This is a genomic window from Arthrobacter vasquezii, assembly GCF_029455255.1.
Lineage (GTDB): Bacteria > Actinomycetota > Actinomycetes > Actinomycetales > Micrococcaceae > Arthrobacter_D > Arthrobacter_D parietis.
In genome coordinates this window covers 1-14,843 of the sequence record NZ_JAROKN010000066.1, presented here as the reverse complement: position 1 = coordinate 14,843, position 14,843 = coordinate 1, and the positions used below count along the sequence as shown (strand labels likewise).

Sequence of the window (14,843 nt, the reverse complement as noted above, 5' to 3'; positions counted from 1 at the left end):
CCGCGTCAGTTAGAAGGGTGGTGCCTCCGCATCGGCCCGCCGCGTCCGTTCCGTTAGAAGGGCGGCGGCGCGGGCGCCTGCGGCGGTGCTTGGGCGTGGATCGGCTCGGGGTGGGTGGTGTAGGTCCTTCCGGTGAGGGAGGTGGACATAATGGTGCCTTCGACTGGTTGCCGGTGTTTCCAGAAACCCATGGTTTTGAACACGTGATGGCGTTTACAAAACGCCCCGAGGTTGTCTGCGCAGGTTTCTCCGCCCTGGGACCATGGTGTTGTGTGGTCGATTTCGCACCGTACCGCTGTCCGGTTGCAGCCAGGATGCCGGCAGGTCTTGTCCCGCACCCGTACCCAGTCCTGCAGGTCTTTGGGTGGTTTGTACCTGGTCCTGCCAACCGAGAGGACAGCTCCGCTTTCCGGGTGGGTCAGCAGCCGTGTGAACGACGGCGCGTGGCCGGCAAGCTTCCGGGCCGTGTCCGGATCGATGGGCCCATATCCGTCGAGTTCGGCGGGCTCATTCCCGCCGAGCAGTGTCATCACCGGCACGGTGACGAACACCCGCGCAGCCACACCGCGATACCCATCAGAGGAGGAACCAGCAGAGGACCCGGGAAAAGGCACGGAGGAGGACCCGGCAGAGGACCCAGGAAAAGGCACGGAGGAGGCCCCGGCACTTGGTCCGGAGGAGGAACCGGACCCCAAAGCGGGCTGGCGGTTCGCTGTGGTGGTCGTCGGATCGGTGGCACACGTGTGGGTGAGCAGGTCCGAGAAAACATCTGCCCGCAACTGGCTCAACGTCCGCGGCTCATCCGGACCATTCAAGGCACGGGCGGTCACGTCGATCCGGTACTCGATCCCATACGCTTCCTCGGCGGGCAGGTAAGCGCTCAACCACGCCATCCCGTCGCCGGCAGGATCCACGGCGACGGAACGTTCACGGACTTTCTTCTCCCGCCGTACGGTCAGCGCCTCGGGGTGCATCCGTTCACGCAGCCGCCGGGCACGGTTGGCCAGCTTCGCCACCGTTGTTCCCCGTGCAATCTCCAGTAGTTGCTCCTCGAAGTCCGGGATCTCCTGCTCGGAAACACCGCAGCTTTCCTGCGCCACGGTCAACGCGTGCCGGCGGGAGATCTTCCCGAGTTGCAGCGCTTCGACGGTGGCGGGGAAGAAGTTCACCAGCAGCTTCGACTGCTCAATCAGCTTCCCGGCCGAGGCGTCCGGGATTCGCAGTACCGGCCCGATCTCAGCGGCCGCGAGGCTTTCCCCGTACTCCTGCGCAACAAGGGTGCCGTATCCGTCTTCCATGAGGGACCCTACAGTGAGCTCGGCTATGCGGGTCAGCAGCTTCGCTTCCTGGGCATCGACCCAGGCCCGCAACGTAGCGAGTTCCTCCACACACTCAAGCGACGCCTCAAGATCCCGTTTGGTTACCGGATGATGCGACAACTGCCCAGCCAACGGGCCCATGACGGAATCCGACGCCCACAACGCCGTCTCCTCAGACACCCAACCCGAATGCTTCCCCGCCATGAAAACATTCCATCACCTGCCACTGACAAAACCGCCAGACGCCCAAACACAGCCCCCAAAGCACCGGAACCCAGCTCGGCACGGAAGGCTCCGAAGAGTAGGCCCCGAAGAGTAGGCCCCGAAGAAGCTAGTTCTGCTCCGACCGGTGGAGCGGCAGGGTCACCGTAAACGTGGTTCCGGCACCTGGCTGACTGCTGCACCGGATGGTCCCGCCGTGGCTGTCGACGATCGCCTTGGTGATGGATAGGCCAAGCCCCACGCCCGGAATGGACGACTCCCGGGCCGCCGCAGTGCGGAAGAACTTGCCGAAGATCTGTGTGGTCTCATTCGGCGACATCCCGATGCCGGTGTCCTGCACTTCGAGCAGAGCAGCGTCGCTGTGCTGTCGTGCGCGGACGGTGACTGTGCCGCCGTCGGGCGAGTATTTGATCGCGTTGGAAATGAGGTTGTCCAGCACCTGACGGATCCGCAGCGGATCCGACGTGGTCCACAGGATGTCGGGGACATCCGCCTCGAGGGTCACTCCGGTGCCTGTGGTCTGCGGCCACGCCGATTCGATGCTGTGCTCAACGAGGCCGGTGAGATCGGTTGGCCGCAGATGGACGCTCGCGGCGCCGGACGCGGAGGCAAGCAGGTTGGACACCAGCGCGTACAGCCGTTCCGCGTTGCGGCGGGCAACGCAGAGCTGGTGGGTGACGTTTTGCGGGAGGTCGTGATCGTCGTCGAGCACCAGGTCAAGATGCCCGATGATCGAGGTGAGCGGCGTCCAGAGTTCGTGGGACACGTTGGACACGAAGTCCTCTTTGGCGCTCAACGCCTCGACCATGTCCGTCACGTCGTTGGAGACGATCACCGATCCGGTGAACCGGCCGTCGCCGTCTTTCATGGCCGTCGCGGCCGTAGACACGGCGCGCTGGTTGTCCTTCGGCCCGAGCCACACCAGATAGTTGGCGAACGTCTCGCCGGCCGCGGCCCGCTGCACGGGATACCGGGCGGTCGCCACGGGAGTGGATTTGTCCGCAGCGTAAAGGTGGCTGGCGCCGTCGTCGTTGGTATTGCCTGCCTGGACTAGGAGGTCATAGGAGCGCTGCTGGCGGTTGGTGTGGGTGCGGTTGCCGTTGGCGTCGAGGGCTACGAGGCCGACGTCGATTGTGTCGAGGATGGCTTCGAGGAGCAGCTCGCGTTCGTTGTTTTCGCCCTGAAGGCGGTCTACCTCGGCCTTCGATGCTTCGAGTTTGCGCTGGCTGTAGACGGAGTTCATGCTTGCGAAGCGCAACGAGGTCCACACCGTAGCCATGGCCACACTCAGCAGCACGGCAGTGCCGAACTGGCTCAGTGGCGCGAGCCCCAGCAGGGGAGCAACGCCGAGGATCAGGAATGGGCCGGCGAAGCTGGACAGCAGGCTCAGTGACGGCTTGATCCCGGACGCAGACAGCCAGATCACCGGGAAAATGGCCAGGAGGCTCAGGCCCGGAAGCACCTCAGCTGCGCCATTGCGGGTCAGCGAGATGGCCACGAAGTCCAGCAGCGGGATGGCCACGTAGGAACCCTCGCGGAACTTCTCCCATGGAGCCAGGAAGGCCGCCGCCAGCAGGCCTGCGTGCAGGAGGAGCCCGCCAAGGAACAGGGGATCTACCAGTAGGGAGGGCGCCACGATGGCAGCGATGATGGCAATGACGGCCACCAGGAGCGCCAGGGGCAGCTCGCAAAGCCCTACCCGAGTGCGGAATTGCAGGTTCGAGTAGGCGCGCTTCACTTTCAGGAACATCACGCGATCGCTCACGGTGCCGCCTTGGCGCGCGCACACAGAACAGTAGGGACATGCCTCCGAGACCAGGACATACCATCCATTATGTGGCCACCGGATACAGCAGAAGGACCATAACTCCTAACCGGTTCACAAAGTTCCGATATTGTGACCGTAAACACCTTTGCACGCGTATGCTGTGTAGCACGTTGCGGCGGTTCACTGCTCGTCGCGGTGTTTCGTCCTTTTGTGATGAACTGAACAACCACAGTTCTGTCGGGGCCAGGAGGAGATAGTGCCAGATCCAGGTGTGGCGGTAGTCGTCGAGGATGATCTCGACGTTCGCAACCTTGTGAGCACGGTGCTCACGCAATCGGGATTCGTTGTCCATACCGCTGCCGAGGGCCGCGATGGCGTGGCAGCGGTCAAGGAGCATAACCCGACGCTGGTTACCCTCGACGTAGGGCTTCCGGACATTGACGGCTACGAGGTGCTTCGCCGCATCCGCGGTCTCAGCGACTGCTACGTGATCATGCTGACCGCGCATAACGAGGAGATCGACACTCTCACCGCGCTGCAGTCCGGCGCCGATGACTTCGTCACCAAACCCTTCCGCCCGCGTGAACTGCGGGCGCGCATCGCCGCAATGCTGCGCAGGCCGCGCGGCGGACTCAGCGAGGAACAGCCAACGACGACGACGGCGCCCGCCGCTGAGGAGCCGAACCTTCCGCCGCGTCCAGATTCAGTGCTGCGGCACAACGGCCTCGAACTGGACAAGGACACGCGCACCGTGACCGTGCGCGGTGAGGAACTGGTGCTGACCCGGAGCGAGTTCGATCTGCTGCACGAGTTGCTGCGCAGCTCCGGCGCCGTGCGGACCAAGGGCGACCTGGTGCGCGTGGTGCGGGGGCAGTACTACCGGACGGATACCTATATCAGCGAGGCCGATGAGCGGGCCATTGAGGTTCATATCGGGAACCTGCGCCGAAAGCTGGGGGAGGACTCGCGAAGTCCCCGCTGGCTGATGACCGTGCGGGGTGTGGGCTACCGGCTGGTGCCCCGGCGCGTGGACTGAGTTTTCAGGGCTTAATTCTTACGGCTTGTTGAGGTGCAGCAGTCTTAGCTCACGCATGGTGCGTACTCCGCATCGGTGAACATGCGGGAGTGCAGCCTCAGCCTCTTCCAGTTTGCCCTCACGGAGCAGTTTTTCCAGCGCGCTTGCCAGCGTGACAAGCTGGGTGGCTCCAACCATGGTGGACGTGATCTTCAGGCTGAGCACGGCGTCGAGTGAGGCGGCCTGGTTCCGGCGCGCAATGGCGGAGGATATTCGCAGGTCGCGTTCGTCCCAGACGGCAACGTAGTCGCGCACAAACGCCCGGGCAGCGGCGGGGCTGTCGAGTTGGTCCTCGAGGTCATGGAGCACGTTGGGATCCACGAGAGGTGTCCTGTCTACACGGTGGCTGCCGCCCGGGGCTCTCCGCGGCTCAGCGCCGACGGCGCGCAGGGACTCTGCGTCGTCGTCATCTGCGCTGGGGCGGGAGAGGGCCATGGGCTAACGCTACTTTCACAAAATGGGAGAAGAGCGGGAATTGCATGATGCTGTGCAAACATTGCGGAATTCTTCGGCTTGCGTACTAAGTGGATTTGAACTATTGAACTCAGGAGCCGCTCAGCGTTGCCATCACGTTGATGACTGCTGGGCCGAGAATGATGATGAACAGCACCGGGAAGATGAAGAAGAGCAGCGGGAACAGCACCATGACCGGCAGCTTCATCGCCTTCTCCTCCGCCCGCTGGCGCCGCTTCACGCGCATCACCTTTGCCTGGGTGCGAAGCACACCGCTCAGGGCAATGCCGTAGGCGTCCGCTTGAACTATAGCCTTCACGAAGCTTCGGAGCTCTGGAATACTCGTCCGGTCGGCGAGCGCCAGATATGACTCGCGTCTGCTGCGTCCCACCTGCATGTCTTGAAGCGTCCGGACGAGTTCCTCTGCTAGCGGGCCCTTGCCGGTTTCACCTGCGCGCTGCATGGCGCTCTCGAAGCCGAGGCCGGCCTCGACCGATATGAGCATCTGGTCCAGCGTGTTTGCCAGTTCCAGCTGCATGGCTTTTTGCCGCTCCTGACCTTTGCTGTAGAGGAGGAGGTCTGGGATCAAGTAACCGAGCAGCGTAAGGAAGATGGCCAGGACGGTAATGATCGGTTTCTGGGCCACGTTCGTCATCAGCAACCCGAGAGCGGCCGCAATCAGGCACAGGGCGGGTTTGGCTCCCAACACTTTGCCGAGCGGCAGTGACGCAGGGCGACCAGCTAGCGCGAGTAACTTGTCCAGCTTCTGTACGTATTGCGACGGCGTAATCGCGTGGCCTATGCGCGCCAATGCGCCGGGATGTGTGGTGCCCTGTGCTTCTTCGGCCTTTCGGACGCCTCGACGCAAGTTCTCCTGGACGTCCTTGTTCGTCTGGTTCCCAGGGCTGAGCAGGGCCCAGCCGAGGTATCCCAGGGGAGCAGCGACGAGGAGCAGCGATGCCAGTACAACCGGGTTCATTGCCGCCCTCCTAGAATTTCAGATCGATGATTTTGCGTAGCCACAGACACCCGATGGTCATCATGACCAATGAGGCGCCAATCATGACCCAGCCAAGAGGTTCGGTGACCAACGGGTCTACATATCCCGGGCTTACGAGCATCAGCATGGCTCCGATGCCAAAGGGCAGGGCTACCAATATGTAGGCTGAAAACTTGCCTTCGGCCGCCAACGCCCGGATCTGCCCTTTGATCTCGCTGCGTTCGCGGATGGTGGCGGCTACCTGATCAAGCACTTCTGCCAAATCGCCGCCCACTTCCCGGTTGATCTGGATCGCTTGCGCGATCCAGGCAAAATCGTCACTCTCCATCCGTTTGGAGGTGTCCAGTAGGGAGACAAGCAGGTCCTTGCCCAGACTGGTTTCGGTGACCACGCGTCGCATCTCGTCGGAGGTCGGCGCATCTGCCTCGATAGCAGCGGCGTCAATCGCCCGTAGGATGCTGTGACCCGCACGTAAGCCACCTGTAAGTAGTTGGAGGGTGTCACCGAGTTGAGCGTCGAACTTCGAGCGTCGTCGTTTGATTTCTGCAGCTATGCCGAAATGAGCAGCTAACCAGGGGCTAATGGCGAAACCGAATACAGCTGTTCCGAGCAAAGAGGCCAGAACCACGCAGACGATGCTTCCCGCGATGCAGAGCACGAAAATGTCGGCTTGAGTTAGGCGCGTACCGGCCGTCTCGAGCACCTCTGGACGAAACAGCCGCTGAGGATGCTTCTTGAGGAATCGTTCCATTGCCCGCACGGCCGAGCCGGCAAACTTGGTTAGCTGCGAGTCTGATTCCTCAGCCGGCGGACGACGACGGTCGAGGGGGACCGCTGATTGTCGCGGACGCACGGAAAACAGGAGTAGCCCGAGGGCTACAAGGCAGAGGGCGGTCCCGGACAGGAACATAGGAGTCATCGAGCTACCTCTGGCCGCTAAGCGCGGTGCCGAACACAGCTGGTGAGACCCGAATGCCCATGTCCTCGAACCGCTCCATAAAGCGCGGCCGAATGCCAGTAGGAACCGGTTTGCCAAGGAATCGACCAGAGGAATCAACGCCTGCGGAATAATCGAATACGAAGGCGTCCTGCAGGGTGACGATATCACCTTCCATACCCTGGACCTCCGTCACATGCGTGATGCGCCTGGTACCGTCGCGCAAACGGGAGATCTGGATAACCAAGTTCACCGCGGAGGCCAGCTGCTCACGGATGGCCCTCAGCGGCAGGTCCATACCGGCCATCAGTACGAGCGTCTCGAGGCGTGCAACTGCGTCGCGCGGCGAGTTAGCGTGCACTGTGGAGAGCGAGCCGTCGTGTCCCGTGTTCATCGCTTGAAGCATGTCCAGTGACTCACCACCACGGACCTCACCGATGACGATCCGGTCGGGCCGCATACGGAGTGAGTTTTTGACCAAGTCCCGGATGGTGACGGCGCCCTTGCCTTCTGTGTTCGGTGGACGGCTCTCAAGGCGCACCACGTGCTGCTGCTGAATTTGAAGTTCGACGGCGTCCTCGATCGTAACGATCCGATCGTCGTGCGGCAGGAATGAGGACAACACGTTGAGCAGGGTGGTCTTGCCGGTTCCAGTGCCACCGGACACGATGATGTTCAACTTTGCCTTCACACACGCGTCTAGGAGTTCGGCCATTTCCGGGGTGAGTGTCCCGTAGCTGATCAGGTTGTGGACCGTTAGCGGAGTCTTGCTGAACTTCCGGATGGTGAGAGACGAACCGTTCACGGCCAGCGGAGGAATGATGGCGTTCACACGCGAACCGTCCTCGAGACGCGCGTCAACAAACGGTGAAGACTCATCGATACGTCGGCCCACTTTGGAAACGATGCGCTCGATCACCCGGCGCAACTGTTCTTCTGACTGGAACGTTGAGTCGGCGAGAACCAACTTTCCCCTGCGCTCAATGTAAATCTGGTCCGAGCGGTTCACCATAATTTCGGTGACGTCCTCATCATCGAGCAGTCGCTGCAGCGGACCGAGTCCCAGCACATCGTCGGCTACGTCCTGAATGAGACGACGGCGCTCGTCAGGGGTAAGCGGTACCTGCTCGGCGTCGATCACCTGGCTGAGCTCTTCGCGCGCCGCAGCGCGCAGCTCGTCCTCCTTGAGAGTGGAATCGCTAAAGCGCGCGCCCATCCGTTCGTAGAGCGCTTCGGCTGCGCGCTGCTTTAGACCGGCGAAGGCATCCACGCGCGTTGTGACCGGTGCTTCGGCTGTGCTACTGGCACCGGTCACCACGGCATTCTGGAAGACCGCTTCAGGTAATTCCGGCACGCCGATGATTGAAGTGGGATGCTCGGATACTCCAACCGATGGCGTTCCATCGACAACGGCAGGTGCCGAGGTGTTGGCTTGGTTCAGTCGTTCAGAAAGCTTCATCAGATCACCACGCGCCGGTGTAAACCGCGTTGGCTACGTGCGCGCCACTTCGGGTCGAACCGTTCCACAAGGGAACGCAAGTTCTTGGTGGCGGGATCACGCACTTCTTCCTGAAGCAATGGGACGCCGCGATTGGTGGCAAGGGAAATGCCGCGTGACCGCGGGATGGACACATTCACCGGTGCGCCGAGAGTCGCTTCAATGTCCTGGACGGAAAGGCCTGTTTTGGAATCGGCGAAGTTGAGGACCACGTGGCGGGTCTCGGGGAAAAGATTCAGTTGGCTGAGTACGTCGAGGCCCGACCTGAGTCCGCGCACGCTGGGGACGTCCATCCCGGTGACCCAGACGGCGTCGGTGCTCTGTTCGAGCGCGGCAAGACCGTGCTCTGTCAGCCCGGGACCGGTATCAAGGACAACGTACGCGAACTCCGCCGATAGTTGTTTGATCAGCACTTCAAGCTGTCCGGCGGAGATATTGTCGGCATCAGCCGGGTTCGACGGGGCACACAGCGCGTAGATCCCGGAGGGGTGCGGCGTCAGGAACGCTTTGAGGATCATTGTGTCGGTGCTCGCCGAAGCGGAGACAGCATCGAGCACGGAGTACTCCGGGTCGAGGTACAGGTTAGATGCAACGTCTCCAAACTGCAGATCAAGGTCCACCACAACGACACCCATCGGTGCAATTTTGCCTAAACCGACAGCAAGGTTAGTAGCGATGGTGGTCTTACCGACACCGCCCTTCGGTGAAAACACTCCAATGACCAGGCCATGCTCCTGCTTGGGAGCAGCGGGCCCGTTTTCTGTGCGGGCACGGCTCGCAAATGCATGACACGCTCGTTCCAGAAGCATGCGAACGGTGGGAATGTCGGCCGTCGGATCGACGACGTCGCGGACTCCCGCACGCATCGCCTGAAGCGCCACGCTGTATTCATCCGAAGCGATAAGCACAAGGCTGACGTTCGGGAAGCGGACATCGACGACGGTGGCAAGACGCAAAGCGCCTTCCACTGCCATGCCCGGACCGAGTACGAGTACCTCGGGCTGCTGAACGGCGACGAGGTCGAGTAAATCTTCGGGGCGGGCCAGCAGATCTGGCCGCACAGAAAGGACCTCGCCCGGCAGCCCGCCCGCTGTGGCAAGGCGGACCTTCTGCTCGAACGCGTTGTCCGAGGTGATGAGGAGGAAGCGGCTCATCGGTACAGTTCCTTGTCCTGAATAATCACGGGAGGCGCGTCGGGGTCTGCGACGGTTGCCTTGCTAAGCCAGATGGTGCCAAACTCGCTGGTGAAAATTACCCGGGTGGCGGCATCTGCGCTGATAGCAAGGGTGACTATCAAGGAACCACTGGGCATTGCTTCCGCTTGCGCGGCCGCCGCATCTTGCTCGTTCAAAGTGGGGTCAGCCTCCGTGGTAACCACCGGGGCTCGCTGAACGGCCGACACCAAAGCTTTGGGAAGTACAAGTTGAGTCGATTCCGCTTCCGGCCGCGCTTCGATACCGCCTTCAGGTAACGACATGAAGACGCCCACTACATCTCCTGCCGAGACCTTGCCGCCTGCAATGCGGTGCGGTTCCACAGTGAGAGAAATTTCGTGAAAACCGTTCGGCACATCGATGGTATTGGTTTCCAGCTTGGCGGGATCGACTAGACGCTCCTGTAGCAACTGCTCGCCCGGTACAAGTTCAACTGCCGTGACCAAGCCCTGGGAGCTCTCGAGATCCTTCAAAGCGCTTGCAGCTACAGAGGTGCCGGGCAATCGAGTGATGACGACGGAGGTCGCGAGCTCGGCCACCGGCGTCCCAGCAGGGACGGCTTCCTGAACAACAAGCACGTCGACGGGTTCGAGGTTCTGAACCGCGCGCGCCTCGGCGCCATTCGCGTAGCTGAATACCATAATCGCCCCGACGAGGGCGAGGACAACTGCGGCAATGCCGGCGACCAGGCGGGACTTCATGAACCTTCTCCGAGCGTAAGTTTGACGACGTTAGTTCCGTTCGAGGGGGCATTGGGGTCCAAGGTGTAGGCATCGTCGAGAGTGACGAATCTCTTGAAATAGCCCTCAATACACTTATTGCAGACGGATGTGCCGTCCAGAGCCCAGTCGTAGCTTGCGAAGTGATAAGCGGTTACATGGAATGCGGCGAACCCTTTGATATGGAATTCAGCGTTATTACCGGTCCCGCGCTCAGCGTCGTAAAGCGGGAACAGCACCGTTTGATCCTTGATTCGATCAAAATCGGACGACCCGCAGACCGAAGGCGCACTCGCGCCGGGGTCACTAGCATGCCAAGCTCCCACATACCCGCTCAATGGGGCTGTGATTGATACTCGGCAGGACAAAGGATTAGTGTCCAACCACCCGAATCCACCCGGGACCCAGCCGCAACCGTTGTTGCCCATCTCGAGTAACTGAACCGATCCGTTGCTTGCGGCGGGGGCGAGATCCAGCTTGCATTCGGCGAGCGCCAGGGGGAAGATCGCAGGACCTGCCACCGGCTTGCCCCAAGCAGCGTGCGACGTCACCTTCACTTCTGCGTCGGTGACCCCGAGCACATGAGCGAAGAACAACGAGACTCGATTGGAGCTGGTTCCCTCTTCGAGTGCCCCCGTCGTGACGGAGACCTTGCCAGCAGCCTCGTTGAGCGTGACGTTGCTAGGGTTGCTCTGATTATCGAGAGCATTGGCATCTGACATTTCTTTCGCGAGCGAACCCGCCGAGACTGATGACGTGCATTTTGGGTCTGAGATGTCCTCGGCACACGTCTGTGCGATGCTGAGCGCTGCTGCATCGGCGCCATTGCGAAGCTGGGCTTTTTCGGCATAGAGCATTCCGACATCGACGACAATCGCGGCGAATCCCAAAAGGACGACCAACAAAATCGCGACAATAACAGCGACGGCGCCATGATCTTTCCCATCCGGGTCTATCCGCCGCATAGCATCGTTCCTCTGCCTGTCATCGTGAATGGTCCGGCGATGCCGGTCAAAGTGTTGAGTGTGTAGCTAATGGTGAAGGTGGTATTTTCCCCGGTGACAGTCGGGTTGCAGGGAGTGGGAGCTGGGCTGAAATCCCCGTTGGTCAGAGTGGGCTCGAGCGTTGAACCTGCAGCAGAGGCGGCGGCCTTAGCTTTCACTGGGTCGTTAGTTATAGCCATGACCCGGACACCTTCACGGGCTGCGCTAGTTAGTGTGATCTGAGCATTGAAGGCTCGCCCGAATTCCATGATGCCAAGCAGGAGGAGGATAAGAACGGGTAGCAGAATTCCCATTTCCACAGCTATCGCTCCGCGTTCACGTTGCGAGTTCATTGCTGATCCTCCGTAGCGATGCTTGTTTGCGATGATCCGGGCCGGGTTCGTACGCACGGCTTTTTTCGTCGCCATGCGTACGAACCGAGTTGATTCGCCGGAGCTTACGGGGCGAGCGGAGTGAGTTTCCCGGTGACCCGATCAAACAGTCCATCGAGGCCTCCGCCCAGCGCAGTGACGGCAACAATGATGGCAACGGCGATGAGGGCAACCATGATGCCGTACTCGACGGCGGTTGCGCCGGTCTCGTCACGGGAGGCGCGAGCCTTGACAATCGATGCGAGGGTGCCGAGGTAAGCGGCGAAGTTGTTGAACATGGGTTTCTCCTGTACGAGATGGGCGGCTGGCCCATCGCCAGCTCTGCCAAAAAAGTAGCAGTGGAAATCCCCGAAAACTCCAAGTTTGAACCAATCCTGAGCGAACCCTATCCGTGGTCACCTTTCCTGCGTTCTTTCTTGCGCTTTTCCTGCGTCAGTGTCAGGATTTGCGGCGCCGTCGACCGCTGTAGGTGGCCGGAACTTCGATCATTCCCGACGCGCTCGAAGGCGCCGAAACGGCCGCTGAAGATCCCGCGCCCGCACCGAGAATCCGCCCATCATGCAGCTCCAGAACCCGGTCTGCACGCTGCATCAGCAGCGGGTCGTGAGTGGAAACAATAGCCGCAACCTCATGGCTGAGAACGAGGTCGCTGATGAGGTCCATCATGGTGCCGGCAGTGACACTATCGAGCTGTCCGGTTGGCTCATCAGCGATCAACACCTTCGGCCGATTCGCCAACGCCCGAGCCAGCCCGACCCGCTGCTGCTGACCCCCCGACAGCTCCGCCGGCCGCTGATGATGATGCTTTCCCAGCCCTACGAGATCGAGCAGCTCATCCACCCGTGCCTGTCGCTCGGCAGCCGGCATACCGACCAGCCGCATCGGCACCTCGACGTTCTCCGCAGCGGTCAGGATAGGTATCAGCCCGAACGACTGAAACACAAAGCCGAGATGCGTCTGCCGCAACCTCACCCGGTCCTGCTCCCGCATTGCCGTCAGCTCCAGGTCTCCAACGAAGACGCTCCCGCTATCGGGTTCATCCAATCCGCCGATACAGTTCAACAGCGTCGTCTTGCCGGAACCCGACGGGCCCTTGACCACCAGCAGCTCACCCGGCGCAACCGACAACGACACATCCGTGCACGCGTGCACAGCACTCTCTCCGGAGCCGTACGTTTTCGTTACCCCATCCGCACGCAGCGCGACAATAGCGTCACTCATCGCGTCTCCTCCGAAGCACCTGAAGCAGGAGAGCCATCAGCAGAAGCCGGCGTCACCCGCACATGATCCGGCTCCAACCCCAACCGCACACGATCCTTCATGTCCAGGCTCTCCATAAACTCCTGCGGCAACTGCAACCGCCCCACCCTGTCAATCACAGCGAACTCCTCGGCAATCAGGTGCTCATCGCCGTCGTTATTCAGGCCCGTCCGGCGCAGGGTCTCCGTAGAGCAACGGCCGTCGCGGATCTGCACGGTGCGTTTTACATGCTCGGACACCGTGGGATCATGCGTGACGATCAGCGTCGTGGTACCCAGCTCCTCATTGACCCGCCGCATCGCCTCCAGCACCTCCGCGGAGGTGTGCTCATCCAGCTCGCCGGTCGGCTCATCCGCCAGGATCACCTTCGGCTCATTCGACAGCGCGACGGCGAGAGCCACCCGCTGCTGCTCCCCGCCGGACATTTCCTGCGGCTTGCGGTTCCGGCAATGCGCCACCCCGGCCAGCTCGAGCAGCGAAGCCACCCGAGTGTCGGCATCCTTCCGGCGGGTGATGGCCATGGGCAGCGCCACGTTCTCGGCAGCGGTGAGGTAGGGCAACAGGTTCCGTGGCGTCTGCTGCCAGATGAACCCGACCGTCTCCCGCTGATACCGCGAACGCTCCTTGCGGCTGAGCCCCAGCAGATCCACGCCCGCCACCTGCGCCTTCCCGGCGGACGGACGGTCCAGGCCGGACAGGATGGTCAGCAGCGTCGACTTCCCGGATCCCGATGCCCCGACCACGGCCGTCATCTCACCCGGCATCACCGTCAGGTTGAGCCCCTGGAGCGCCTGCACCTCAATGCCCTCGCCCTTGAAGATGCGCACCACGTCCTCACACAGGATGTGCGGCTGCGTTTCGTTTCCCACCGTTATCACCTCAGGTATCCGTCATTCGAAGAACCGCAGCCAACCGCTGCCGCCGACCAGCCGCCACAGCACCCGCCACCGAGACAAGCACCACCACCAGGAACGCAGTCAGCAGCCCCAGCAACAGCAGGGGATTCAGTGCCAGCGCCGGCTCCACAGCACCGCCGGTAAACGCGGACAGGTCAATCGCACCCAGAATGACCAGCGGCAGCACCAGCCCAAGAGCAGTCCCGGCCAGCACCGCAGCCCCGGTAATCGGTCCGAGCTCCCACAACATCAACGCACCATCGCGACGAGGCGGGAACCCCAGCGTACGCAGCAGCGCGATCAACCGGTTGCGGGCCGGCGCGTTCACCACCGACGTCATGACAATCGTCAACGAACACAGCGCGGCCATCGCGCCGATCACCGCCCACAACCCAAGCTGGAGCCCCCGCCCGGACGCCGATTCCAGCGTCCGCTCAACCTGCTGCTCCGGAGTCTGCTGCGAAACGGGCACGCCGGCGATGTCCGCAACGGCATCCATGACAGCCTCAGAAGCTGCGCCATCGTGCAGGTCAGCCAGAAGCACGGACGGTTCAAACGTCCGCTCCTGCACAGAGCCAATCGCCTGCTCACCCACGAGCATCCAGACCGACGACGCCGAGAACACCACGTCCTCCGGCCCAATGCCCACCACCTCCGCGTCCACCGACGTCCCGCGGTAACGCAGCTCAATAGCCGTACCTTCCGCAAGCTCCAGTGCAGGCGACGCGATTACAGGTAGAGCTCCATCCGAAGCATCGCCCTCCAACGCGTTCAGCAACGCCGGCGGGAACGCACCAGCGAGGTCCTCCTGGACACTCAACACCGCACCGGGATCGGCCGCGAGCAGGTTCACGTCCTTGGTTTGCCGGCCACCCGTCTCCGCGCGCAGGGTCCCCAGATCCGTCACCGCGGCCACCGACGCGACGCCCTCGACCGACCGGATCTCCTCAACCTGCTCCACCGAGAACGGCGGGCCCTGGACGCGGAGGTCAGCACCGACGTCGGCCTGTGCAGCATCGGTGACTCCCTCACCGAACGTCGACAACAGCACGCCGGAAAAGAGCACGACGGCGAGCCCTACGATCAGCGCCGCCACCGGCACCAGCC

Annotated in this window: 15 protein-coding genes; 1 reads left to right on the top strand and 14 read right to left on the bottom strand. The window is 61.9% G+C overall.

The genetic code is table 11. The features are described 5' to 3' along the window. Positions 1–53: 53 nt before the first annotated feature. Positions 54–1,523: an HNH endonuclease gene (locus P4U43_RS15760; RefSeq protein ID WP_277359591.1), complete on the bottom strand. Its 1,470-nt coding sequence runs from the start codon at positions 1,521–1,523 to the stop codon at positions 54–56. A gap of 127 nt (positions 1,524–1,650) precedes the next feature. Further along, positions 1,651–3,306: a sensor histidine kinase gene (locus tag P4U43_RS15755; protein ID WP_277359590.1), complete on the bottom strand. Its 1,656-nt coding sequence runs from the start codon at positions 3,304–3,306 to the stop codon at positions 1,651–1,653. 259 nt (positions 3,307–3,565) lie between these two features. Here P4U43_RS15755 and P4U43_RS15750 point away from each other — a divergent pair, with 259 nt between their 5' ends. Further along, positions 3,566–4,345 (top strand): response regulator transcription factor, encoded by a 780-nt coding sequence (locus P4U43_RS15750; protein ID WP_277359589.1) that lies wholly within the window; start codon positions 3,566–3,568, stop codon positions 4,343–4,345. 18 nt (positions 4,346–4,363) lie between these two features. Here P4U43_RS15750 and P4U43_RS15745 read toward each other — a convergent pair whose 3' ends face one another. The 12 genes from P4U43_RS15745 to P4U43_RS15690 form a co-directional block, all read right to left on the bottom strand. Continuing rightward, on the bottom strand, positions 4,364–4,819 hold the full coding sequence (locus P4U43_RS15745; protein ID WP_277359588.1) for an Hpt domain-containing protein: 456 nt from the start codon (positions 4,817–4,819) through the stop codon (positions 4,364–4,366). A gap of 109 nt (positions 4,820–4,928) precedes the next feature. Beyond that, on the bottom strand, positions 4,929–5,816 hold the full coding sequence (locus tag P4U43_RS15740; protein WP_277359587.1) for a type II secretion system F family protein: 888 nt from the start codon (positions 5,814–5,816) through the stop codon (positions 4,929–4,931). 10 nt (positions 5,817–5,826) lie between these two features. Continuing rightward, the gene (locus tag P4U43_RS15735) at positions 5,827–6,756 is read right to left on the bottom strand and encodes a type II secretion system F family protein (RefSeq protein WP_318533042.1); all 930 of its coding nucleotides are present in this window, start codon (positions 6,754–6,756) and stop codon (positions 5,827–5,829) included. Positions 6,757–6,760: 4 nt separating this feature from the next. Continuing rightward, on the bottom strand, positions 6,761–8,233 hold the full coding sequence (locus tag P4U43_RS15730; RefSeq protein WP_277359586.1) for a CpaF family protein: 1,473 nt from the start codon (positions 8,231–8,233) through the stop codon (positions 6,761–6,763). Continuing rightward, entirely contained in the window at positions 8,233–9,426 is a 1,194-nt protein-coding gene (locus P4U43_RS15725) for an AAA family ATPase (RefSeq protein WP_277359585.1), read from the bottom strand. Before P4U43_RS15725 ends, P4U43_RS15730 begins: the two co-directional genes overlap by 1 nt. Further along, on the bottom strand, positions 9,423–10,187 hold the full coding sequence (gene cpaB / locus P4U43_RS15720) for a Flp pilus assembly protein CpaB (RefSeq protein WP_277359584.1): 765 nt from the start codon (positions 10,185–10,187) through the stop codon (positions 9,423–9,425). Before cpaB ends, P4U43_RS15725 begins: the two co-directional genes overlap by 4 nt. Then, positions 10,184–11,170 (bottom strand): TadE/TadG family type IV pilus assembly protein, encoded by a 987-nt coding sequence (locus tag P4U43_RS15715; RefSeq protein ID WP_277359583.1) that lies wholly within the window; start codon positions 11,168–11,170, stop codon positions 10,184–10,186. The genes cpaB and P4U43_RS15715 overlap by 4 nt, the downstream gene beginning before the upstream one ends. Next, complete coding sequence (locus P4U43_RS15710) at positions 11,158–11,541, bottom strand: TadE/TadG family type IV pilus assembly protein (RefSeq protein ID WP_277359592.1); 384 nt, start codon at positions 11,539–11,541, stop codon at positions 11,158–11,160. The genes P4U43_RS15715 and P4U43_RS15710 overlap by 13 nt, the downstream gene beginning before the upstream one ends. 104 nt (positions 11,542–11,645) lie before the next feature. Beyond that, a complete protein-coding gene (locus P4U43_RS15705; RefSeq protein WP_277359582.1) occupies positions 11,646–11,858 on the bottom strand; it encodes a Flp family type IVb pilin in 213 nt (70 codons plus the stop codon). Between the two features lie 160 nt (positions 11,859–12,018). Beyond that, positions 12,019–12,801: an ABC transporter ATP-binding protein gene (locus tag P4U43_RS15700; RefSeq protein ID WP_277359581.1), complete on the bottom strand. Its 783-nt coding sequence runs from the start codon at positions 12,799–12,801 to the stop codon at positions 12,019–12,021. Further along, positions 12,798–13,709 carry an ABC transporter ATP-binding protein gene (locus P4U43_RS15695; RefSeq protein ID WP_277359580.1) on the bottom strand — a complete coding sequence of 304 codons (912 nt, stop codon included), beginning with the start codon at positions 13,707–13,709 and terminating at the stop codon, positions 12,798–12,800. The genes P4U43_RS15700 and P4U43_RS15695 overlap by 4 nt, the downstream gene beginning before the upstream one ends. A gap of 10 nt (positions 13,710–13,719) precedes the next feature. Continuing rightward, positions 13,720–14,843, bottom strand: a 1,124-nt coding sequence (locus P4U43_RS15690; RefSeq protein WP_318533040.1) for an FtsX-like permease family protein, incomplete at its 5' end; no start/stop codon positions are given.

Bases quoted from the DNA above. Each gene is read 5' to 3' on its own strand.
- P4U43_RS15715 (WP_277359583.1), bottom strand. From the start codon at position 11,170: ATGCGGCGGATAGACCCGGATGGGAAAGATCATGGCGCCGTCGCTGTT.
- P4U43_RS15710 (WP_277359592.1), bottom strand. From the start codon at position 11,541: ATGAACTCGCAACGTGAACGCGGAGCGATAGCTGTGGAAATGGGAATT.
- P4U43_RS15745 (WP_277359588.1), bottom strand. From the start codon at position 4,819: ATGGCCCTCTCCCGCCCCAGCGCAGATGACGACGACGCAGAGTCCCTG.
- P4U43_RS15740 (WP_277359587.1), bottom strand. From the start codon at position 5,816: ATGAACCCGGTTGTACTGGCATCGCTGCTCCTCGTCGCTGCTCCCCTG.
- P4U43_RS15735 (WP_318533042.1), bottom strand. From the start codon at position 6,756: ATGACTCCTATGTTCCTGTCCGGGACCGCCCTCTGCCTTGTAGCCCTC.
- P4U43_RS15705 (WP_277359582.1), bottom strand. From the start codon at position 11,858: ATGTTCAACAACTTCGCCGCTTACCTCGGCACCCTCGCATCGATTGTC.
- cpaB (WP_277359584.1), bottom strand. From the start codon at position 10,187: ATGAAGTCCCGCCTGGTCGCCGGCATTGCCGCAGTTGTCCTCGCCCTC.
- P4U43_RS15700 (WP_277359581.1), bottom strand. From the start codon at position 12,801: ATGAGTGACGCTATTGTCGCGCTGCGTGCGGATGGGGTAACGAAAACG.
- P4U43_RS15730 (WP_277359586.1), bottom strand. From the start codon at position 8,233: ATGAAGCTTTCTGAACGACTGAACCAAGCCAACACCTCGGCACCTGCC.
- P4U43_RS15725 (WP_277359585.1), bottom strand. From the start codon at position 9,426: ATGAGCCGCTTCCTCCTCATCACCTCGGACAACGCGTTCGAGCAGAAG.
- P4U43_RS15760 (WP_277359591.1), bottom strand. From the start codon at position 1,523: ATGGCGGGGAAGCATTCGGGTTGGGTGTCTGAGGAGACGGCGTTGTGG.